The sequence below is a fragment of the Kitasatospora sp. NPDC058046 genome (assembly GCF_042885595.1).
Taxonomy (GTDB): domain Bacteria; phylum Actinomycetota; class Actinomycetes; order Streptomycetales; family Streptomycetaceae; genus Kitasatospora.
Window position 1 is genome coordinate 148964 of record NZ_JBHVRS010000017.1, and the last position, 24028, is coordinate 172991.

Sequence of the window (24028 nt, forward strand, 5' to 3'; positions counted from 1 at the left end):
TCAGTCCTCCTGGTGGGAAAGGGTGGTGGTGCCGTCGGTGTCGCCGACGGCCTCGGTGATCCTGGCGGCCAGGACCGGTCCGATCTGGGCCAGCGAGCCGGCCTGGGTCATCCGGTCGTGCCGGGTGGTGATCTCGTGGGACTCGATCCGGCCGGTGACGTAGGGGCGCCAGGTCTCGGGCCCGGCGTTGTCCTCGGCGCGGTCGATCGTGGAGTTGAACAGCAGCAGGTCCCCGTCGAAGCCGCCGGGGACGAAGTCGACCGCCAGCTTCGAGTTGTTGATCATGATCTCGACGATCACCTCGACCTGCCGCTCGGTCAGGCCGGCCAGCGCGCTGCCCCGGCGGTTCAGCACCTCGGCGACCTCGGCGTAGGTGATCTCCCGGTCGCCCAGTTCGTCCGGGTCGACGTCGAGCACGCCGACGAGCACGTCCCGCACGGTGGGCACCGGAGCCACCTCGAACCGCACCTCCTTCACCGGGTAGGCGTCGAGGATCGCCAGCAGTGCGGTCCGTTCACCGCGCGACTGCAGCTCGCAGGCGAGCGCGTGGGCGATCAGCCCGCCGGCGGACCAGCCGAGCAGCAGGTACGGGCCCTCCGGCTGGATCTTCTGGATCTGGTCGGCGTAGTCCGCCGCCATCTCCTCGTAGGACGTCGGCAGGGGTTCGGGCCGGCCGAGGCCGCGCGCCTGGATGGCGTAGACCGGGTGCTGCGGTCCGAGGTGGTTCAGCAGGCCGCTGTACGACCAGCTGATGCCGCCGCCGGGGTGGACGCAGAACAGCGGCGTCCCGGTCCCGGTCGAGCGCAGCGGCAGCACCACGTCCAACGCGTCCTCGGGGTCGTCCATGACCAGCCGCTCGGTGAGACCGGCCACGGTCGGCGCCTCGAACAGCATCCGCAGACCCAGCTCCAGGCCGAGGGTCTCGCGGACCCGGGAGGCCAGCCGGGCGGCCAGCAGCGAGTGCCCGCCCAGGTCGAAGAAGTTGTCGTCGATGCCCACCTGCTCCCGGCCGAGGACCTCGGCGACGAGGCCGCACAGCAGCTGCTCCTGCGGCGTCCGGGGGCCGCGCCCGGCGGTCGAGGACCCGTACTCGGGGGCGGGCAGGGCAGCCCGGTCGAGCTTGCCGTTGGCGGTCAGCGGCAGCGCGTCCACGGTGACGAACGCCGCCGGCACCATGTAGTCGGGCAGGTCGCGGCGCAGCCGGCCGGACAGCTCGCCCGCCTCGGGCGCCCCCTCCGGGGTGGGCACCAGGTAGGCGACCAGGCGCTTGTCGCCGGGCCGGTCCTCACGGGCGACGACGGCTGCCTGGGCGACGCCCGGGCAGCCCGCCAGGACGGCCTCGATCTCGCCGGGCTCGATCCGCAGGCCGCGCAGCTTGACCTGGTGGTCGGCGCGGCCGGCGAAGTCCAGCGTGCCGTCGGTCCGCCAGGAGGCGAGGTCGCCGGTGCGGTACATCCGGCTGCCGGACGGCCCGTACGGGTCGGCGGTGAAGCGCTCCGCCGTCAGGCCGGCCCGTCCGAGGTAGCCGCGGGCCACGCCCGTCCCCGCGAGGTACAGCTCGCCGACCATGCCGGTCGGCGCCGGGCGCAGCCGCTCGTCGAGCACGTAGGCGCGCATGTTCGCCATCGGCCGGCCGATCGGCACGGTCGCGGCGTGTTCGGGGAGGTCGTCCACCGGGTGCCGGGTGGCCAGGGTGGTGGCCTCGGTGGGCCCGTAGCCGTTGACCACCTCGATGCCGGGGCAGGCCTCCCGCACCCGGGCGACGGCGGCCGGGGAGACCACGTCGCCGCCGGTCCACACCTCGCGGACCCCGGCGAGCAGGCCCGGGCGCTCCTCGGCGACCAGGCGGAACAGTCCGGCCGTGAGCCACAGTCCGGTCACCCCGTGCGCGGTGATGGTGTGCTGGAGCAGGTCGAGGTCGAGCTGCTCCGGCGGCGCCACGACGACCCGGCCGCCGTTGAGCAGCGGCACCCACAGCTCGTAGGTGGAGAGGTCGAAGGCCGTCGGGGAGTGCATCAGCACCCGCGCGTGTCCGCCGCCCCGCCACTCGGGGGTGAGCGCGAGGCCCACCACGTCGCGGTGGGTGACGGCCACCCCCTTCGGCCGGCCGGTCGAGCCGGAGGTGTACATGATGTACGCCAACTGCTCCGGCGCACAGGGGACTTCGACGTCGGAAGGATCGGCCGCCGCGGACCGCTCCAGTGCGGTGAGCACCTCCCGGGTGAGCACCAGCGCGGCCCCGCTCTCCCGCAGGATCAGGTCGACCCGGGAGGAGGGGAAGCGCGGGTCCAGCGGCACGTAGGCGCCGCCGGCCTTGATGATCGCCAGGATCGCCACGACCAGCTCCGCCGAGCGGTCCAGCATGACCGCGACCGGCGTCTCCGGCCGTACGCCCTGGCGGATCAGCGCCCGCGCCAGGCGGGCGGCCCGCTGGTCGAGCTGCGCGTAGGTCAGCTCGGTGCCGCCCGCGACGACCGCGACCGCCTCCGGGGTGGCCCGCACCTGGCGGGCGAACAGCTCCGGCACCGCGGCCCGGGGCAGCTCGGCAGCGGCACCGGTGGACCCGGCGAGCAGTCGGCGGCGTTCCTCGGCGGGCATGATGTCGATCCGGCTGATCGGCCGGTCCGGGTCGGCGACCGCCGCCCGCAGCAGCCGGGCCAGGCGCTCGAACAGCAGCTCCACGGTGGGCGCGTCGAACAGGTCGGTGGCGTACTCCACCGCGCCGACCAGGCCGTCGGGGGCGCCGTCCTCGCCGAACCGCTCGGCCAGACTGAAGGTCAGGTCGACCCGGGAGGTGCCGGTCGGCGCCGCCAGGTGGCCGGTCTCCAGCCCCGGCAGCGCGAACTCGCCGACCGGCGCGTTCTGCAGGGCCAGCATGATCTGGAACAGCGGGTGGTGGGCCAGCGACCGCGCGGGGTTGACCACCTCGACCAGGTACTCGAACGGCACGTCCTGGTGGTCGTACGCGCCGAGCGCCTTCTGCCGGACCCGGCCGAGCAGTTCGGCGAAGGACGGGTCGCCGCCGGTGTCGGTGCGCAGCACCAGGGTGTTGACGAAGAACCCGACCAGCTCGTCCAGCGCCTGGTCGGTGCGCCCGGCGATCGGGCTGCCGATCGGGATGTCGGTGCCGGCGCCGAGCCGGGTGAGCAGGGCCGCGAGGCCGGCCTGGAGCACCATGAACATGCTGGCGCCGCGCGCGGCGGCCAGGTCCCGCAGGGCCTGGTGCAGTTCGGCGTCGAGCCGGACCGCGACCCCGTCGCCGCGCTGGGAGGCCACCGGCGGCCGCGGCCGGTCGGCGGGCAGTTGCAGTTGCTGCGGGACGCCGGCCAGCTCCTCCTTCCAGTAGGCCAGTTGCCGGGCGAACAGGCTGTCCGGGTCGGCGGCGTCACCGAGCAGGTCGCGCTGCCAGGCGCTGTAGTCGGCGTACTGCACCGGCAGCGGGGACCACCGCGGGGCCTCGCCGCGGCAGCGGGCCGCGTAGGCCGCGGCGAGGTCACCGGAGAGCGGGCCCATCGACCAGCCGTCGGCGGCGATGTGGTGCACCACGACCAGCAGGGCGTGCCGGTCGGGGGCGAGCGCGTACAGCTCCGCCCGGACCGGCGGCTCCGCGGCCAGGTCGAAGCCGCACCCGGCCGTCTCCGCCAGGCGCCCGGCCAGGGCGCTCCCGTCGATCTCCACCACCGGCAGTGCGGGGCGCGCCTGCTCGGCGCTCAGCACGACCTGGTACGGCACGCCGTCCGTCTCGCGGAACACCGTCCGCAGGCTCTCGTGCCGGGCGACCACGTCCGCGAGCGCGGCGTGCAGGGCCGGGCGGTCCAGCTCGCCGGTCAGGCTGAGCGCGAGCGGCATGTTGTAGGTGGCGCTCGGCCCGTCCATCCGGTGCAGGAACCAGAGACGGCGCTGGGCGAAGGAGAGCGGCACCCGGTCGGGGCGGGCCTGGGCGGTCAGCGCGGGCCGCGCCGCTCCGGAGCCGTCCAGGCGGGCAGCCAGCCCGGCCACGGTGGGGGTCTCGAACAGGGTCCGGACCTCCAGCTCCGCGCCGAGGGTCGCCCGGACCCGGGAGGCCAGGCGGGTCGCCAGCAGGGAGTGCCCGCCCAGGTCGAAGAAGCCGTCGTCGACGCCGACCTGTGCCAGGCCGAGCACCTCGGCGAACAGCTCGGCGAGGAGCTGCTCCTGCGGGGTGCGCGGCGCCCGTCCGACCGCGACCGGGCCGAGGTCGGGGGCGGGCAGAGCACGGCGGTCGAGCTTGCCGTTGGCCGTCAGGGGCAGCGCCTCCAGCGCCACGAACGCCGAGGGGACCAGGTAGTCGGGCAGCCGGTCCCGCAGCCAGTCGCGGAGTTCGCCCAGGAGGGCGCTGGTGCCCCGGTTTCCGGTCGGGCGGTTGGTCAGCGAGGACAGCGGCGCACCCGTGGCCCGGGCCGGCCGGTACGCCTCGACCGGGGAGCCGTGGAGCGCCCGGGGGTCGGTGAAGACGACGTCCACGGCGTCCGCCGCGGTGGCCGACCAGGTGACGGCCACCGGGCGGCCGAACTCCGAGCCGAGGGCGTGGAAGTCCTCCGGGTCGGGCAGGTCGGCGTCCTCCGGGGCGTGCAGGCGTTCCAGCAGCTCGGCGAGCGAGCCGTCGCCGTCCTGCACCGCCCTGGCCAGTGCGGCCTCCCGCGCCACCCGGCTGTTCGGCACCCCGGTGATCCGCAGCGCTTCGAGGGGCGACTGGCCGAGCAGCTCGCGCAGTTCGGCCGGTCCGGCGACCTGCCGGCCCCAGGCCAGTTCGACGGACCGCTCCGGGGCCGCCGGGGTGACCGGCGGCTTGTGCAGCGTCACGTCGTAGCGGTAGCGGGTCAGCTCGTTGTGGTGGCGGCCGCGCTTGACCTCGACGACCGCCGTGCCGATGTCCGTGCCGTGCTCCCGCAGGGCAGTGAAGAAGTCCGGGTCGACCAGGAGCTCCTTCTCCACCCGCAAGGCCTGCTCCACCGTACGGCGCACCGAAGCGAGGTCCGCACCTTCGCCGACCCGGTGAAGCTGGACGGCGGTGGCCAGCGGGCGCAGCAGCCGCAGGTTGCGGACGTCGCCGACGAAGAGCGCGCCGCCGGGGGCCAGCAGCCCCATCAGCTTCCCGATCACGTCGGCGAGGTAGTCGGCGGACGGGAAGTACTGCACCACCGAGTTGATCACGATGGTGTCGAACTCCCCGGCCGGGAGCCCGTCGGTGTCGTGCGCCGGGCGGGTCTGCAGGACGACCCGGCCGGCCAGCTCCTCCTGGCCGGCCACCTGGGCGGCCAGCGCGTCGATCGCGGTGGCGGAGAAGTCGGTCGCGAAGTACGTCTCGCAGTGCGGTGCGACCTGCGACAGGAGCAGGCCGGTGCCGACGCCGACCTCCAGCACCCGGCGGGGGCGCAGGGCCAGGATGCGGGCCACCGTGGCGTCCCGCCACTCCCGCATCTGCTCGACCGGAATCGGGCTGGCGTCGTAACTGCTGTTCCAGCCCACGAAGTTCTGGCCGAAGCCGGCGTCCTCGGGAACGATCGGCAGGGCGTCGTAGATATCCTGCCACTCGCCCACGTGGTCCGCTTCCAGGGCGCTGTCGCGGGCCTCCTCCTGGCGGGGGACGACGTAGCCGATGAGCCGGTCGTCCTGGGCGAGGACGGCGGCCCGGGCGACGGCGGGGTGCTCGGCCAGCGCCGCCTCGACCTCGCCCGGCTCGACCCGGAAGCCGCGCACCTTCACCTGCTCGTCGGCGCGGCCGACGTACTCCAACTGCCCGTCACCGAGCCAGCGGACCAGGTCGCCGGTGCGGTACATCCGGGCGCCCGGCTCGAACGGGCAGGCCACGAACCGCCCGGCCGTCAAGCCCGGCCGGTCCAGGTACCCTCGCGCCAGACCCGCACCGGCGACGTAGAGCTCGCCGGGCACGCCGGGCGGCACCGGCCGCAGCCGGTCGTCCAGCACGTACACCCGGGCGTTGGCGATCGGCCGGCCGATCGGCGGCACACCCGCTCCCGCCGTCAGCGGGTCGCTCATGGTCGCGCAGACCGTGGTCTCCGTCGGGCCGTACGCGTTGATCATCCGCCGGCCCGGCGCCCAGCGCGCCACCAGCTCCGGCGGGCAGGCCTCCCCCGCCACCACCAGCGTCGACACCGCCACCGAGCCCTCCGGCACGGCGGCCAGGACGGACGGCGGCACGGTCACATGGGTGACCGCGAGGCCCGGGTCGGCCAGTGCGGCGACCGGGTCCCCCGCCGGGGGCAGCACCAGAGCCGCGCCGCGCAGCAGGGCGGTGTAGATCTCCGACACCGAGGCGTCGAAGCTCGGCGAGGCGAACTGCAGCACCCGGCTGCCGGGTTCGATCGCGAACCGCTCGATCTGGGCGGCGACCAGGCTCGCGACACCGCCGTGGGGAACCACGACGCCCTTGGGACGGCCGGTCGAGCCCGAGGTGTAGATCACGTACGCCGGGTGCCGGACGTCGAGAACGACCTCCGGGTCGGTCTCCGGCCCGTCGCCCCCGGCCACCATGGCGGGGTCGTCGACCAGCAGCGCCGGGCGGGCGTCCGCCAGCATGAAGTCGATCCGCGCCCGCGGGTACGCCGGATCCACCGGCAGGTACGCCGCCCCGGCCTTCAGGACGCCCAGGACGGCGACCACGGCTTCCACCGAGCGCGGCAGCGCCACCGCCACCAGTTGCTCCGGGCCCACCCCCTGGGAGATCAGCGCGTGCGCGAACCTGTTGGCCCGGGCGTTCAATTGACGGTACGTCAACTCGACGTCGCCCCGGACGAGGGCGACCGCGTCCGGCGTCGCCGACACCTGCGCCGCGAAGGCCTGCGGCACCGGAACCGCGGCCACCTCACGGGCGGTCGCGTTGCCGCGCTCCAGCAGCCGGTGCCGCTCCTCGCCGTCGAGGAGGTCGACCGCGCCGATCGACCGGTCCGGGTCGGCGGTGACGGCCTCCAGCAGGAGCGTCCAGCGCCGTACCAGGGCCTCGACCGTCGAGCGGTCGAACAGGTCGGTGGCGTACTCCGCCGCGCCGACGATCCCGGCCGGGCTCCCGTCCGGACCGAACTGCTCGACGAGGCTCACCCCGAGGTCGAACTTGGCCGTTCCGGTGGCCACCGCGTAGGTGGCCACCTCCAGGCCCGGCAGCGAGAACCGGCCCATCGGGGCGTTCTGCACGGCCAGGATGGTCTGGAACAGCGGGTGGTGCGACAGCGACCGGGACGGGTTCAGCACCTCCACCAGGTGCTCGAACGGCACGTCCTGGTGGGCGTACGCCGACAGCGCCGCCTCCCGCACCCGCCCGAGCAGTTCGGTGAAGCTCGGATCACCACTGGTGTCCGTCCGCAGCACCAGCGTGTTCACGAAGAACCCGACCAGCTCGTCCAGCGCCTCGTCGGTACGACCCGCGATCGGCGAACCGATCGGGATGTCCGTGCCCGCGCCCAGCCGGGTGTACAGCGCCGCCAGCGCCGCCTGCAGCACCATGAACAGGCTGGTGCCGGTGGTCCGCGCCAACTCGGTCAGCGCGGCGTGCAGTTCGGGGCTCAGCTCCAGGCCGACGTGGTCCCCGCGCCAGCCGGCGACGGCCGGCCGCGGCCGGTCGGCGGGCAGCTGGAGCAGCTCCGGCAGGTCGGACAGCTGGCGCTTCCAGTAGTCGAGCTGCTCGGCGAACCGGCTCTGCGGGTCGGCGGCGTCGCCGAGCAGGTCGCGCTGCCAGAGCGTGTAGTCGGCGTACTGCACCGGCAGGTCCGACCAACCGGGTGCGCGGCCCGTGCTCCGGGCGGCGTACGCCTCGGCGAGGTCGCGGGCCAGCGGGCCGGTGGACCAGCCGTCACCGGCGATGTGGTGCATCACCAGCAACAGCACGTGCTCGTCCGGCGCGACCGCGAACAGCTCCGCCCGCAGCGGCGGCTCCGCCGCCAGGTCGAAGGGCCGCCGGGCGAACTCGGCGAGCCGGCCGTGCAGTTCGTTCTGCGGGACCTCGGTCAGCCCGGCCCGGGGCCGGGCCTCGGCCGGGTCCAGGACCCGCTGGCACGGGACGCCGGCCACCTCCGGGAAGACCGTCCGCAGGCTCTCGTGCCGGGCCGCCACGTCGGCCAGCGCCTCGTCCAGCGCCGCCCGGTCGAGCGTCCCGGTCAGCTGGAGGGCCAGCGGGATGTGGTACGTCGCGGCCGCGCCGTCCATCCGGTGCAGGAACCAGAGCCGGCGCTGGGCGAAGGACAGCGGTACGGCCTCCGGCCGCTCCCGTACGGCCAGCGTCGGGCGTGCACTGCCCGCCTCGGCCAGCGCCCCGGCCAGACCCGCCACCGTGGACGTCTGGAACAGCGCGCGCAGCCCCAGCTCCACGCCGAGCACCGAGCGCACCCTGGCGGCCAGCCGGGTGGCGAGCAGGGAGTGCCCGCCGAGGTCGAAGAAGTCCTCGTCGACCCCGACCTGCGGCCGGCCCAGCACCTCGGCGAACAGCTCGCAGAGGATCTGCTCCTGCGGGGTGCGCGGCGCCCGGCCCGCCGCCGTGGGCACGGACTCGGGCGCGGGCAGCGCCGCCCGGTCCAGCTTCCCGTTCGGCGTCAACGGCAGCGCCTCCAGCAGCACGAACGCGGACGGCACCAGGTAGTCCGGCAGGCGCTCGCGCAGGTGCGCCGCCAGCTCCGCCGGACGGGCGGAAACGCCGGGCCTCGGAACCACATAGCCGACGAGGCGCTCGTCCCGGGCCAGGACCGTCGACTGCGCGACGGCGGGGTGCCCGGCCAGGGCCGCCTCGATCTCGCCGAGTTCGATCCGGAAGCCGCGGACCTTCACCTGGTCGTCGGCGCGGCCGACGTACTCCAGCTCGCCGTCGGCGCGCCGAAGCACCAGGTCTCCGGTGCGGTACATCCGGGCGCCCGGCTCGAACGGGCAGGCCACGAACCGGCCCGCCGTCAGCCCCGGCCGGTCCAGGTAACCCCGGGCCAGACCCTCACCGGCGACGTACAACTCCCCCTGCACACCCGGCGGCACCAGGCGCAGCCGGTCGTCCAGCACGTAGACCCGGAAGCCCGCGACCGCACGGCCGATCGGCGGTGCACCCGCTCCCGGCGCCAGCGGGTCGCTCATCGTCGCGCAGACCGTGGTCTCGGTCGGGCCGTACGCGTTGATCATCCGCCGGCCCGGCGCCCAGCGCGCCACCAGCTCCGGCGGGCACGCCTCCCCCGCCACCACCAGGGTGCCGGCCGTGACCTCGGCGCCGTCCACGGCCGCCAGGGCCGAAGGCGGCAGGGTCACATGGGTGACACCGAGCCGGCGGTCCGTCAGCGACTCCAGCGGGGCCTCGGCCGAGGCCAGGACGAGGGCGGCGCCGCTGAGCAGGGCGCTGCAGACGTCCCAGAACGAGGCGTCGAAGCTGGGCGAGGCGAACTGCAGCACCCGGCTGCCCGGCCCGACGCCGAGGCGCTCGACCTGCGCCGCCGCCAGGCCCGCCACACCGCCGTGGCTGACCACGACGCCCTTGGGGCGCCCGGTCGAGCCCGAAGTGTAGATCACGTAGGCCGGGTGCCGGACGTCGAGAACGACCTCCGGGTCGGTCTCCGGCCCGTCGCCCTCGGCCACCATGGCGGGGTCGTCGACCACCAGCACCGGACGGGCGTCCGCCAGCATGAAGTCGATCCGCGCCCGCGGGTACGCCGGATCCACCGGCAGGTACGCCGCCCCGGCCTTCAGCACACCGAGGACCGCCACCACCGACTCCACCGAGCGCGGCAGCGCCACCGCCACCAGCTGCTCCGGGCCCACCCCCCGCGCGATCAGCGCTTGAGCGAACCGGTTCGCCCGGGCGTCCAGCTCGCGGTACGTCAGCTCGGCCTCGCCGCAGACCAGCGCGACCGCGTCCGGCGTCGCCGCCACCCGTGCCGCGAACAGCTCCGGCAGGCTCGCCCCGGCCGCCCCGCCGTCGACAGCGGGCAGCAGCTCGTGCCGCTCCTCGGCCGACAGCAGGTCGATCCCGCCGATCGGCTGCTCGGGTGCGGCGGCCACCGCGGTCAGCAGCCTGGTCCAGCGGGCGACCAGGGCCTCGACCGTTGAGCGGTCGAACAGGTCGGTGCTGTACTCGACCGCACCGCTGAGCCCGGCCGGCGCGCCGTCGGGCCCGTGCTCCTCCGCGAACCCGAAGGTCAGGTCGAGCCGCGCTGTCCCGGTGAGGACGTTCACCCCGGAGACCCGGACGCCCGGCAGCTCGAAGTCGCCGCCCGGCGCGTTCTGCACGACCAGCCCGGTCTGGTACAGCGGGTGGTGGGAGAGCGAGCGGGACGGGTTCAGCGCCTCCACCAGGTGCTCGAAGGGCACGTCCTGGTGCGCGTACGCCGACAGCGCCGTCTCCCGGACCCGGCCGAGCAGTTCGGTGAAGCTCGGGTCGCCGCTGGTGTCCGTCCGCAGCACCAGGGTGTTGATGAAGAACCCGACCAGCTCGTCCAGCGCCTCGTCGGTCCGGCCCGCGATCGGCGAGCCGATCGGGATGTCCGTGCCCGCGCCCAGCCGGGTGTACAGCGCCGCCAGCGCGGCCTGCAGCACCATGAACAGGGTCGCACCCGAGCGTCGCGCCAACTCCACCAGTGCCGCGTGCAGTTCGGCGTCGATCCGGACGTCCAGCAGGTCGCCGCCGTACGACATGGCGGCCGGGCGCGGCCGGTCCGCGGGCAGCGGGAGCTGCTCGGGCAGCCCGGCCAGCGCCTCCTTCCAGTAGGCGACCTGGCGGGCGAACAGGCTGTCGGCGTCGTGCTCGTCGCCGAGGATCTCGTGCTGCCACAGGGTGTAGTCGCCGTACGTGACCGGCAGCGGCGGCCAGGCCGGCGCCCCGCCGCCCTGGCGGGTGGTGTAGGCGGTCGCCAGGTCGCGGGCCAGCGGGCCCATCGACCAGCCGTCCCCGACGATGTGGTGCATGACCAGCATCAGCACGTGCTCGTCCGGCGCGACCGCGAACAGCTCGGCCCGCAGCGGCACTTCCGAGGTCAGGTCGAAGCCGCGCACCGCGGCCTCGCGCAGCAGCGCGGGCACCTCCGCCTCGCCGGCCGCGCGGACCGTCAGCGGGACGGCCGCCTCTGTGCTGTCCAGCACCCGCTGGAACGGGATTCCGGCGGTCTGCGGGAACACCGTGCGCAGCGTCTCGTGCCGGGCCACCACGTCGGCGAGCGCGGCGCTCAGCGCGGCCCGGTCGAGGCGGCCGGACAGCCGCAGGGCCAGCGGCATGTGGTACGTGGCGCTGGGCGCCCCGAACTGCTGGAGGAACCAGAGCCGGCGCTGGGCGAAGGACAGCGGCAGCGGTTCCTCCCGGCGCGGCCTGGGCACCAGCGCCTGCCGCGCGGTGCCGGCGTCGTGCAGCCCGGCGGCCAGCCCGGCGGGTGTCGGGGTCCGGAACAGGCTGCGCAGCTCCAGCTCGACCCCGAGGGTCGCCCGGACCCGGGACACCAGCCGGGTGGCGAGCAGGGAGTGCCCGCCCAGCGCGAAGAAGTCCTCGTCGACCCCGATCCGGGCGAGGCCCAGCACCTCGGCGAACAGCTCGCACAGGATCTGCTCCTGCGGCGTGCGCGGCGCCCGGCCCGTCTCCCTGGCCGTGGCCTCGGTCGCGGGCAGCGCCTCTCGGTCCAGCTTCCCGTTCGGCGTCAGCGGCAGCGCGTCGAGCAGCATGAACGCGGACGGCACCAGGTAGTCCGGCACCCGGCCGCGCAGGTACGCCGTCAGCGCCGCCGCGGTCGCCCCGCTCCCGGCCGACGGGACGACGTACGCGACGATCCGGTCCTCGCGGGCGAGCACCGCGACCTGGGCGACGCCCGGGTGGGCGGTCAGCTCGGCCTCGATCTCGCCCGGTTCGACCCGGAAGCCGCGCACCTTCACCTGGTGGTCGACCCGGCCGGCGAACTCCAGCTCCCCGTCGGCCCGCCAGCGCACCAGGTCGCCGGTGCGGTACATCCGGCTGCCCGCCGGACCGTACGGGTCGGCGACGAAGCGCCCGGCGGTGAGCCCGGGCCGGTTCAGGTAGCCCCGGGCCAGGCCCGCCCCGGCCAGGTACAGCTCGCCCAGCACCCCGGGGGCGACCGGGCGCAGGGCCGAATCCAGCACGTAGACACGGCAGTTGGCGATCGGACGGCCGATCGGCACCGGCAGCGGGCAGTCCGCCGGGTCGGCCGGCAGCGGGTAGGCGGTGATCACATGGGTCTCGGCGGGGCCGTAGTGGTTGTGCAGCACCCGGCCGGGCCGACGGCCCTGGAAGCGGCGCACCGCACCGCTCAGGCGCATCGCCTCACCGGCCTGGGCGACCAGCCGCAGGTGCGGCAGCTCCAGCCCGGCCTCCTCGGCGGCCTCGGCGAGCGCCTCGACCACCAGGTTGGGCGCGAACAGCTCCTCGACCCCGTGCCGGTCCAGCCAGTGGGCGAACAGCTCGGCGCTGCGGCGCTGCTCCTCCGTCGGCACCACCAGGGTCTTGCCGTACAGCAGCGCGGAGAGCACCTCCTGCACCGAGACGTCGAAGCTGATCGCGGTGAACTGCGCGGTGCGCGTGCCGGGTTCGCCGCCGACGGCCTCGTGGTGCCACTCCAGCAGGTTCAGCAGCCCGGCGGCGGGCATCACCACGGCCTTGGGCCGACCGGTGGAGCCCGAGGTGTAGATGACGTAGGCCGGGTGCCGTGCGTCCACGGTGACGACGGGGTCGGTCTCCGGGTGGTCCCCGTCCGGTGTGACGGCCGCGAGGTCGTCGAGCACCACAGTCGGCCGGGCGTCCTCCAGCATGTACGCGATGCGGGCGGCCGGGTAGTCCGGGTCGACCGGCAGGTACGCCGCACCGGTCTTGAGCACCGCGAGGACGGCGACCACCAGCTCCGCCGAGCGCGGCAGCCGCAGGGCGACGGTCCGCTCCGGCCCGACGCCCCGCGCGATCAGCGCGTGCGCCAGCCGGTTGGCCCGGGCGTTCAGCTCGCCGTACGTCAGCACGGTGGACTCGAACACCACCGCCTCGGCCTCCGGGGTCGCCCGGGCCCAGGACTCGAACAGGGCGGGCAGGCTCTCGACGGGCACCGGGCGGGCGGTGTCGTTACGCACGACCAGCAGCTCGTGCCGCTCCTCGGCGGTGAGGACGTCGATCCGGCTCAGCGGCCGGTCCGGCTCGGCGACCACCGCCGCCAGCAGCCGCAGCCACCGGGCGAGCAGCGTCTCCACCGTGGCGTGGTCGAACAGGTCGGTGCTGTACTCGACCCGCCCGACGATGCCCTCGGCCGGCCCGCCGGTGCCGCCGTGCTCCAGCAGGTGGAAGCCGAGGTCGAACATCGCGGTGGGCGTGCGCACCAGGAGGATCTCGGAGTCCAGACCGTCCAGCGCGAACTCGGTGCGGGGCACGTTCTGCAGCGCGAGCAGCACCTGGAACAGCGGCTGCCGGGCGAGCGACCGGGCCGGGTTGAGGGCCTCGACGACGTGCTCGAACGGCAGGTCCTGGTGGGCGTACGCGCCGAGCGCGCCCTCCCGGACCCGGGCCAGCAGCTCGGCGAAGGTCGGGTCACCGCCGGTGTCGGTGCGCAGCACCAGGGTGTTGACGAAGAAGCCGACGAGGTCGTCCAGCGCCTGGTCGGTCCGGCCGGCGATCAGGCTGCCGACCGGGATGTCGGTGCCCGCGCCGAGCTTGTCCAGCAGCGAGGCCAGGGCGGCCTGCAGCACCATGTAGACGCTGGCGCCGTGCTCCCGGCCCAGCCGGACCAGTCCGGCGTGCAGTTCGGCGTCCAGTTCGACGTCGAGGTGTCCGCCGGCGTAGGAGGGGGTCGCGGGGCGGTGGCGGTCGGCGGGGAGCCGAAGCTGCTCCGGCAGGCCGGCCAGTGTCCGCGTCCAGTGGTCCGCCTGGCGGGCGAACAGGCTGTCCGGGTCCGCCGCGTCGCCGAGCAGGTCGCGCTGCCAGAGCGTGTAGTCGGCGTACTGCACGGGCAGCGGCGCCCACCGCGGCTCCTCGCCCCGGCGGCGGGCCGCGTACGCGGTGGCCAGGTCGGCCGCCAGCGGGCCCAGCGACCAGCCGTCACCGGCGATGTGGTGCATCACCAGGAGCAGCACGTGCTCCTCCGCCGGGAGCTCGAACACCTCGGCGCGCAGCGGCGGTTCGGCCGCGAGGTCGAATCCGCGCGCCGCTGCCGCCGCCAGCCGTTCCGGCAGGGCCGGTTCGTCGACCGGGGTGACCGACAGCGTCGGGCGTGCCGCTCCAGCGGGCAGCACCTGCTGGTGGGGAACCCCGTCCACGGCCGGGAAGACGGTGCGCAGGGTCTCGTGCCGGGCACTGACGTCGCCCAGCGCCGCCTCCAGCGCCGCCAGGTCCAGCGGTCCCGAGAGCCGCCACGCGAGCGGCATGTTGTAGACGGAGTCGGCGCCCTCCAGCTGGCGCAGGAACCACAGCCTCCGCTGGGCGGACGACAGCGGCACCAGCGCGGGCCGCTCCGCCCGCTCCAGGGCGAGCCGGGCCCGGCCGGCCCCGCCGAGCCCGGCGGCCAGCCCGGCCACCGTCGGCGTCTCGAAGAGGGCGCGCAGCTCCAGTTCCACCCCGAGGGCGGCCCGCGCCCGGGCGACCAGCCGGGTGGCGAGCAGGGAGTGCCCGCCGAGCTCGAAGAAGTCGTCGTCGGCCCCGACCTCGGCCACGCCCAGCACCTCGGCGAACAGCTCGGCGAGAACCTGCTCCTGCGGGGTGCGCGGCGCGCGGCCGGTCGTCGGCGCGGTGTGGACGGGTGCGGGCAGCGCGCGCCGGTCCAGCTTGCCGGTGGCGGTCAGCGGCAGGCTCCTCAGGGCGACGAAGGCGGTCGGGACCATGTACTCCGGCAGTCGCTCGCGCAGGTGTGCCCGCAGCTCCTCCGGCCGGAGTTCCGCCCCGGTGACGGCCACCGGGTAGGCGACCAGCCGCGCGTCCCCGGCCCGGTCCTCCCGGACCGTCACGGCGACCTGGGCGACCTGCGGGTGTTCCGCCAACGCCGCCTCGACCTCGCCGAGTTCGATCCGGAAGCCGCGCACCTTGACCTGGTCGTCGGTCCGGCCGAGGAACTCCAGGTTCCGGTCGGCGCCCCAGCGGACCAGGTCGCCGGTGCGGTACATGCGCGTGCCGCTCGGACCGAACGGGTCCGCCACGAAGCGGCCGGCGGTGAGGCCCGGCCGGTTCAGGTAGCCGCGGGCCAGGCCCGCCCCGGCGAGGTACAGCTCGCCCGCCACGCCCGCGGGCACCGGGCGCAGCGTGCCGTCGAGGACGTACAGCCGGAGGCCCCCGAGCGGCCGGCCGATCACCGGGCGCGGACTCGATCCCAGCGGTGCGACGACGGCGTCCACCGTGCATTCGGACGGCCCGTAGTAGTTCAGGCAGGACACGCCCTCGACGGCCCGCAGCCGCTCCCACAGCTGGTCCGGAACGGCCTCCCCGCCCATCGAGACCACCGAGGGCCGGCGCTCCGGGTCGTCCAGGAGTCCCCGGGCGACGAGCTCGTGCAGGTAGGACGGGGTGGCGTTGACATAGTCCAGCCCGGCGCGCCTGACGTAGTCGACGAAGGCGTCCGGGTCGGACCAGGTCGCCTCGTCCAGGACGTGCAGTTCGTGGCCCGCGTACAGGCTGGACAGCTGGTCGCAGGAGGCGTCGAACGACACCGAGGTGGTCAGCCCGATGCGCAGCCGCTCCTTCGTCCCCCGGGGGAACAGCAGCGGACGCTGGCTGACGAAGAGGTTGAGCAGGCCGCCGTGGGTCGACAGCACGCCCTTGGGCCTGCCGGTGGAACCGGAGGTGTAGATCACGTAGGCCGGGTGCCCCGGGTCGATGGCGACCAGCGGGTCCGTCGCCGGGCAGTCGGCCACCAGGGCGGCCGTCGCCGGGTCGTCGAGCACCAGCCACCCGGCCGGACCGGCTTCCGGCAGCCCGTCCCGGGTCCGGGCGTCGGTCACCACCAGGACCGGGCCTGCGTCGTCCAGCATGTGCCCTATCCGCGCGGCCGGGTACTCGGGATCGACCGGGACGTAGGCCGCCCCGGTCCGCAGCACGGCGAGGATCGCCACGACCAGTTCGGCCGACCTCGGCAGGGCGACCGCCACCAGGCGCTCCGGCCTCGCGCCCCGGGCGATCAGGGCGTGCGCCAGCCGGTTCGCCCGCGCGTCCAGCTCCTCGTACGTCAGCGAGACGTCCCCGCTCACCAGCGCCACCTGGTCCGGCGTCGCCCGCACCTGCGCCCGGAACAGCTCCGGCACGCTCGCGGCCGGGAGCTCCACCTCCGGTCCGGTGCCCAGGGCCGCCAGGTCGCCGTGCTCCTCGGCGGAGAGCAGGCCGTACCGGCTGAGCCGCCGCCGCGGGTCGGCGACCACGGCGCGGAGCAGCCGCTCCAGGCGCCCGAACATCGTCTCGACGGTGGCCGGGTCGTAGAGGTCGCCGGCGTACTCGACGAGCCCGTCGATCCCCTCCGGGGAACCGTCCGGCGCCTGCCGCTCGGACAGGGTGAAGATCAGGTCGAGCTTGGCGGTGGTCGTCGTCAACGGCATGTCGTCGACGTGCAGTCCGGGCGGCGCGAAGTCGGCCCGGGGCGCGTTCTGCAGCACCAGCATGACCTGGAACAGCGGGTGGTGCGCCAGCGAGCGCACCGGGTTGAGGGCTTCGACCAGGTGCTCGAACGGCAGGTCCTGGTGGGCGTACCCGGCCAGCGAGGTGTCCCGGACCCGGTCCAGCAGTTCGGCGAAGGTCGGATCGCCCGAGGTGTCGGTGCGGAAGACCAGGGTGTTGACGAAGTAGCCGACCAGCTCGTCCAGCGCCTGGTCGGTCCGGCCGGCGACCGGGCTGCCGACCGGGATGTCGTCGCCCGCGCCGAGCTTGCTCAGCAGCGCCGCCAGGCCGGCCTGGAGGACCATGAAGAGACTGGTGCCGTGCTCGCGGGCGAGCGCGCGCAGCGCACGGTGCAGCTCGGCGTCCAGTCCGGCGTGCACGAAGCCGCCCCGGTGCGAGGCGACGGCCGGGCGGGGCCGGTCGGCGGGCAGCTGGATCCGCTCCGGGAGGCCGGCCAACTGCCGTGTCCAGTAGGCCGCCTGGCGGGCGAACGGGCTGTCCGGGTCGGTGGAGTCGCCGAGCAGCTCGTGCTGCCACAGGGTGTAGTCGGCGTACTGGACCGGCAGGCCCTCCCACCGCGGTGCCCCGCCGCGGCAGCGCGCCGCGTAGGCGGCGGTCAGGTCCTGCGTGAGCGGGCCCAGCGACCAGCCGTCACCCGCGATGTGGTGGAGCACCAGCTGGAACACGTGCTCGTCCGGCGCCAGTTCGAACAGCTCGACCCGCAGCGGCGCATCGGCCGCCAGGTCGAACGGCCGGTCCTTCGCCGCCGCCATCAGGGTGGACAGCCCGGCCTCCGTGGTCCGGCTCACGAGCAGCCGCGGGCGGGCCGCCACGACGTCCAGTACCCGCTGGTGCGGGACGCCGTCGACGACCGGGAAGACGGTCCGCAGGCTCTCGTGCCGTCCGACCACGTCTGCCAGGGCGGCCTCCAGCGCCCGCCGGTCCAGCTCCCCGGACAGGCGCCAGGCCAGGGCGATGTGGTAGTTCGCGCCGGCGCCCTCCAGCTGGTGCAGGAACCAGAGGCGCCGCTGCGCGAAGGACAGCGGGACCGCCTCGGGGCGCTCGCGCCGCACCAGGGCGGTCTGCGCCGGTCCGGCCGCCACCAGGGCGGCGGCCAGGGCGGCCGGGGTCGGCGCCTCGAACAGGGTGCGCAGCGGCATCTCCACGCCGAGCGTCGCGCGGATCCGGGCGGCCAGGCGGGTGGCGAGCAGGGAGTGCCCGCCGAGGTCGAAGAAACCGTCCTCGACGCCGGCCGACGCCACGCCCAGGACCTCGGCGAACAGCTCGCAGAGCACCTGCTCCTGCGGGGTGCGCGGGGCGCGGCCGGCCGACGCCGGGGCGAGGTCGGGGGCGGGCAGGGCCCGGTGGTCCAGCTTGCCGTTGGCGGTCAGCGGCAGCGCGTCCAGCGCGACGAACGCCGAGGGCACCATGTGCTCCGGCAGCCGCTCGGCGAGGTGCTCGCGCAGCTCGGCCGGGCGCGGTTCGGCGCCCGGGGCCGTTACCAGGTAGGCGACCAGCCGGGTGTCGTCGGCGCGGTCCTGCCGGGCGAGGACGGCGACCTGGGCGACGCCGGGGTGTGCGGCCAGCGCCGCCTCGACCTCGCCGAGTTCGATCCGGAAGCCGCGCACCTTCACCTGCTGGTCAGCCCGGCCGACGTAGCTCAGGCCGCCGTCGGCCGCGCGGCGCACCACGTCACCGCTGCGGTACATCCGCGACCCGGCCGGTCCGAACGGGTCCGCGACGAACCGCCCGGCGGTCAGGCCGGGCCGGTTCAGGTAGCCGCGCGCCAGGCCGGGGCCCGCGACGTACAGCTCGCCGGGCACGCCCGGGGCCACCGGCCGCAGGCCGTCGTCGAGCACGTACGTCCGCAGGTCCGGGAGGGCCGCGCCGATCCCGCCGGCGCCGGTGCCGGCGGGGTCGAGCGCGGCGTGGGTGACGTGCACGGTGGTCTCGGTGATGCCGTACATGTTGACCAGCCGCGGCGCGTCCTCCGGGTGCCGCTCGTACCAGCTCGCCAGCCGGGCGTGCTCCAGTGCCTCGCCGCCGAACACGACGGTGCGCAGGGCGAGTTCACGCGGCTGCTCGGCGTCCGACTGCATCAGCTGGTAGAAGGCGGACGGCGTCTGGTTGAGGACGGTCACCCGCTCGCGGGCGAGGAGTTCCAGGAAGCGGCCGGGCGAGCGGCTGGTCTCGTGGTCCACGACCACGAGGCGGCCGCCGTGCAGCAGCGGGCCCCACAGCTCCCAGACGGAGAAGTCGAAGGCGTAGGAGTGGAAGAGCGTCCAGGCGTCGTCGGCGGTGAAGCCGAACAGCTCCTCCGTCGTCCGGAACAGGCGCACCACGTTGCGGTGCGGGACCACGACGCCCTTGGGGTTGCCGGTGGAGCCGGAGGTGTAGATGACGTACGCCGGGTGGCCGGGGTCGACGGCGACCCCCGGGTCGGTGTCCGGCCGCCCGTCCAGGTCGGCGGAGTCCAGCAGCAGCCGGTCCAGGTGGTCCGCCCCCGGCAGCTCGCCGACAGCGCTCGTGGTGACGAGCAGCGCGGGCCGGGTGTCCTGGAGCAGGTAGGAGATCCGGGCCGCCGGATACGTCGGGTCCACCGGCACGTAGGCGCCGCCGGCCTTGAGCACCGCGAGGACGGCCACGACCAGCTCCGCCGAGCGCGGCAGGGCCAGGGCCACCAGTTGCTCCGGGCCCACGCCCCGGTCGATGAGCGCGTGCGCGAGCCGGTTGGCTCGGGCGTTCAACTCGCCGTAGGAGAAGGTTGCTTCACCGTCCATGAGGGCGACGGCGGCCGGGTCGGCCCGGACCTGCCGCTCGAAGAGCGCGGTCAGGCTGCTGCCTGGCGCGTCCTCCTTCTCGGTACGGGCCGGGAGCAGCGCGCGGAGCTCCTCGGCGGACAGCACGTCCACCCGGCCGATCCGTCGGCCCGGGTCGGCGACGACGGCGCGCAGCAGCCGCAGCCACCGGTCGACGATGCCCGCCGCGGTGGCCTCGTCGAACAGGTCGGTGCTGTACTCCAGGACGCCCGAGAGGCCCTCGGGCTGTTCGGCCAGGATGAAGGTCAGGTCGCACTTGGCCGTCCCGGTGTGCACCAGGTCGGTCGTCACCCGCAGCCCGGGCAGGTCGACGGTGTCGAGCGGCGCGTTCTGCAGGGCGAGCATGGTCTGGAACAGCGGGTGGTGCGCCAGGGTCCGGGTGGGGTTCAGCGCCTCCACCAGGTGCTCGAACGGCACGTCCTGGTGGGCGTACGCGGCCAGCGCGTCGGAGCGCACCCGGCCCAGCAGTTCGGTGAAGGACGGGTCTCCGGAGAGGTCGGTGCGCAGCACCAAGGTGTTGACGAAGAAGCCGACCAGGTCGTCCAGGGCCTCGTCGGTGCGGCCGGCGATCGGGGTGCCGATCGGGACGTCGCTGCCCGCGCCGAGCTTGCCCAGGAGGGCGGCCAGCCCGGCCTGGAGCACCATGAACAGGCTGGCACCGCCGTCGCGGGCGAGCTCGCGCAGGCCCTGGTGCAGCTCGGCGTCGATCCGCACCGGCAGGTGGGCGCCCCGGTAGGACATCACCGCCGGGCGGGACCGGTCGAAGGGCAGCTCCACCTGCTCGGGCAGGTCCGCCAACCGCTCCCGCCAGTAGGCGAGCTGGCCGCTGAGCAGGCTGTCCGGGTCGGCGCCGTCGCCGAGCAGCTCCCGCTGCCAGAGGGCGTAGTCGGCGTACTGGACGGGCAGTGGCGACCACTGCGGCTTCGCACCCCCGGTGCGGGCCGCGTAGGCGGTCCGCAGGTCCCGCAGGAGCGGCCCCGCCGACCAGCCGTCACCGGCGATGTGGTGCACCACCAGCAGCAGCACGTGTTCCTCGTCGCCGAGCCGGAAGAGCTCGGCGCGCAGCGGCGGCTCCTCCGCGAGCTCGAAGCCGTACCGCGCCGCCTCTCCCAGCAGGTCCGGCAGCTCGCGCCCGCCGGCCTCGGTCACCCGCAGCCCCGGCCGGGCCTCGTCGGCCTCCAGGACCCGCTGGCACGGCACGCCGTCGACCACCGGGAAGACGGTGCGCAGGCTCTCGTGCCGCTCGACCAGGTCCGCCAGGGCGGCGTCCAGGGCCTGCTGGTCGAGGGTTCCGGACAGCCGCAGCGCCAGCGGGATGTTGTATGTGGCGCTCGGGCCCTCCATGCGGTGCAGGAACCACAGCCGGCGCTGCGCGAAGGACAGCGGGACGGCCGCGGGCCGCTCGCGCCGCCCGAGTGCCGGGCGGGCCCGGCCCGCGACGTCCACCGCCGCGGCCAGTCCCGCCACCGTCGGGGCGTCGAACAGGTCGCGCAGCCCCAGCTCCACGCCCAGCACCGACCGGGCCCGGGCGACCAGCCGGGTGGCCAGCAGGGAGTGCCCGCCGAGGTCGAAGAAGTCGTCGTCGGCGCCGGCCTCCGGTACGCCGAGCACCTCGGCGAACAGCCCGGCGAGCAGCTGCTCGGTCGCGGTGCGCGGTGCGCGGCCCCGGTCGGCGGGCTGCCGGTCGGGCGCGGGGAGGGCCCGCCGGTCGAGCTTCCCGTTCGGCGTCAGGGGCAGGGCGTCCAGCAGCACGAAGGCCGAGGGCACCATGTGCTTGGGCAGCCGCTCCCGGAGGTGTTCGCGCAGGGCGGTGTCGGTGACCGTGGCGCCGGGCTCGGCGACGGCGTAGGCGACCAGCCGGGGCTCGTCCTCGGTGCGCACCACGGCGGCGGCCCCGGCGACCAGCGGGTGCTCGGCGAGGACGGCCTCGACCTCGCCGAGCTCCACCCGGAAGCCGCGGACCTTGACCTGGTCGTCGGTGCGCCCGAGGAACTCCAGCTGCCCCTCGGCGTTCCAGCGCACCAGGTCGCCGGTGCGGTACATGCGCGAGCCGGCCGGACCGTACGGATCGGCGACGAACCGCCCGACGGTGAGGCCCGGCCGGTTCAGGTAGCCGCGGGCCAGGCCGGGCCCGGCGATGTACAGCTCGCCGGGCGTGCCGGCCGGCAGCGGCCGCAGGGCGCCGTCGAGCACGTGGAGCCGGACGTTGGTGGCGGGCCGGCCGATGACCGGGAGCGGGCTCGACCCCACGGAGGCGACCACCGGGTTGACGGTGCACTCGGACGGTCCGTAGAGGTTGAGGCAGGACACCCCGTCCGCCGCCCGCAGTTCCGCCCACAGCCGCTCCGGGACGGCCTCGCCGCCGGCCGCGACCAGCGCCGGGCGCCGGTTCCCGTCGGCCAGGAGCCCGTGGGCGACCAGGACCTGGAGGTAGGACGGGGTGGCCTCGACGTAGTCCAGCCCGTGGCGCGCCGCGTAGCCGACGAAGGCGTCGGGGTCGGTCCAGGTCTCGTGGTCCAGGACGTGCAGCTCGTGGCCCGCGAACAGGGCGAGCAGCTGGTTCCACGAGGCGTCGAAGGACACCGACGTGGTCAGGGCCACCCGCCGCCGCGGCCGGTCGCCCGTCACCGGCAGGAGGTGGACCTGCCGGAGGTCGGTGAGCAGGTTGAGCAGGCCGCCGTGGGTCGGCGCCACGCCCTTGGGCCGGCCGGTGGAGCCGGAGGTGTGGATGACGTACGCCGGGTGGCCCGGGTCGACGGCCGCCATCGGGTCGGCCGGCGACTGGTCGTTCACCAGGTCGGCCGTCGCCGGGTCGTCGAGGACCAGCCGGTCGACGGAGCCCTCCCCCGGCAGCCGCCCCGCGCTGAGGGTGTCGGTCACCACCAGGGCCGGGCGGGCGTCGTCGAGCAGGTGGGCGATCCGGGCGGCCGGGTACTCGGGATCGACCGGGACGTAGGCCGCCCCGGTCTTCAGCACCGCGAGGATCGCCACGACCAGCTCGGCCGACCTCGGCAGCGCCACCGCCACCAGCCGCTCCGGCCCGGCGCCCCGGGCGACCAGGGCGTGCGCCAGCCGGTTCGCCCGCGCGTCCAGCTCCCCGTACGTCAGCGACGCTTCCGGCCCCACCACCGCGACGGCGTCCGGCGTGGCCCGCGCGTGCTTGCGGAACAGCTCCGGCAGGGTCTCGGCCGGGAGCTCCGCCGTCGGCCCGGTGCCGAGGGCGGCCACCTCGCGGTGCTCCTCGGCGGTGAGCAGGTCGATCCGGCTCAGCGGCTCGTCCGGGTCGCAGTCCGCGACGGCGTCGAGCAGGGCGATCAGCCGCCGCTGGTGGGCGGCGAGGTCGTCCGCGCCGTACGCCTCGGGCGAGCCGTGCAGCCTGAGCAGCGGCGGGTTGCCGTCCCGGTAGTCGAACAGCCAGACGGCCAGGTCGCTGGTCGACCCCGACACGAAGTGGTGCACGGAGGCGGGGTGCCCGGCGAAGGTCGGCCGGGAGTTGAACGCCATGATGTTGACGATCAGCGGGAACGCCGTCCCGATGCTGCCGGGGGCCCCGAGGTCCCGCAGCAGGTCCTCGCTGCGGTACCGCTCGTGCGCGACGGCCGCCTCGACCTCCCGCGCCGCCTGGGCGACGAGGTCGCCCCACGGCATGTCCGGTCGTACGGTCAGCCGCAGGGGCACCACGTTGGACATCGTGCCGGGCACCGCCGTCAGGTCGCGGTCGGCGGACCGCCGGGCCGTGACGGGGAGGGCGAGCACCACGTCCCGCGTTCCGGTCAGCCGGTGCGCGTAGAGCGCCGCCGCCGCGACCACCAGGCGGGACCAGCGGACGCCGGTCCTCGCCGCCGCGGCGCGCAGCGCGTCCGGGCGCCGCAGTTCCCGCTCCTCGGCCAGCCGGAGCGCGCGGTCCGGGTCGGTCGGGGCCGTGCGGGTCAGCCGGGTCGGTTCCGGCCGGTCGGCGAATCGTTCCGTCCAGTAGTCGCGGTCGGCGGTGAAGTCCGCCGACGCGCGGTAGGCGGCGTCGCTGTCGACCAGGTCCCGCAGCGGGCCGAACGGGGACGGCGGCACCGGGCCGCCGTCGGCCAGCGCCGAGTACACCTCGCCGACCCGCCCGCGGACCATCGAGCTGCTGATCGCGTCCAGCACCACGTGGTGGTAGTTCAGGTACCAGAGGTACTCGGTCGGCGACAGCCGGATCAGCGCGTGGCCGAACAGCTGGTCGCGCGCGAGGTCCAGCGGGCGCAGCAGGTCCCGCTCCATCCACTCCAGGGCCGCCGCGCGGGGTTCGGGCTCCCCGCTGAGGTCCAGGTGGGCCGGTGCCCAGTCCCAGGTCTCGCGGAGGACCTGGCGCGGGCCCTCGCCATCGTCGACGAAGGTCACGTGCAGGGCGTCGACCTCGTCGACCACCCGGCGCAGCGCCGTCTCGAACAGCTCCGGGTCCACCGGCCCGTGGATCTCCAGGCACTCGCCGACGCGGTAGCCGGGGATCGGTGTGCGGGAGCGTTGTTCGGCGAGCCAGATCTCGCGCTGGGCCCCGGTCAGGGGAAGGACGTCGCCGTCGCGACGGGACATGGGAAGACCTCCGGAAGAGTGTGGGCGGGCAGGCGCGCAGGACGCGCCGACTGCGGTGGCGTCACGCTGTCGGCGGGCGGAGCGGCCTGGT

The 24028-nt window shown here is 75.2% G+C and carries 1 protein-coding gene; it reads right to left on the minus strand.

The annotated features are described in order from the left end of the window. Complete coding sequence (locus ACFVU7_RS29880) at window positions 1-23937, minus strand: non-ribosomal peptide synthase/polyketide synthase (RefSeq protein WP_388048136.1); 23937 nt, start codon at window positions 23935-23937, stop codon at window positions 1-3. Window positions 23938-24028 lie beyond the last annotated feature (91 nt).

Coding starts and splice junctions, on each gene's coding strand:
- ACFVU7_RS29880 (WP_388048136.1), bottom strand. CDS start 23,937: ATGTCCCGTCGCGACGGCGACGTCCTTCCCCTGACCGGGGCCCAGCGC.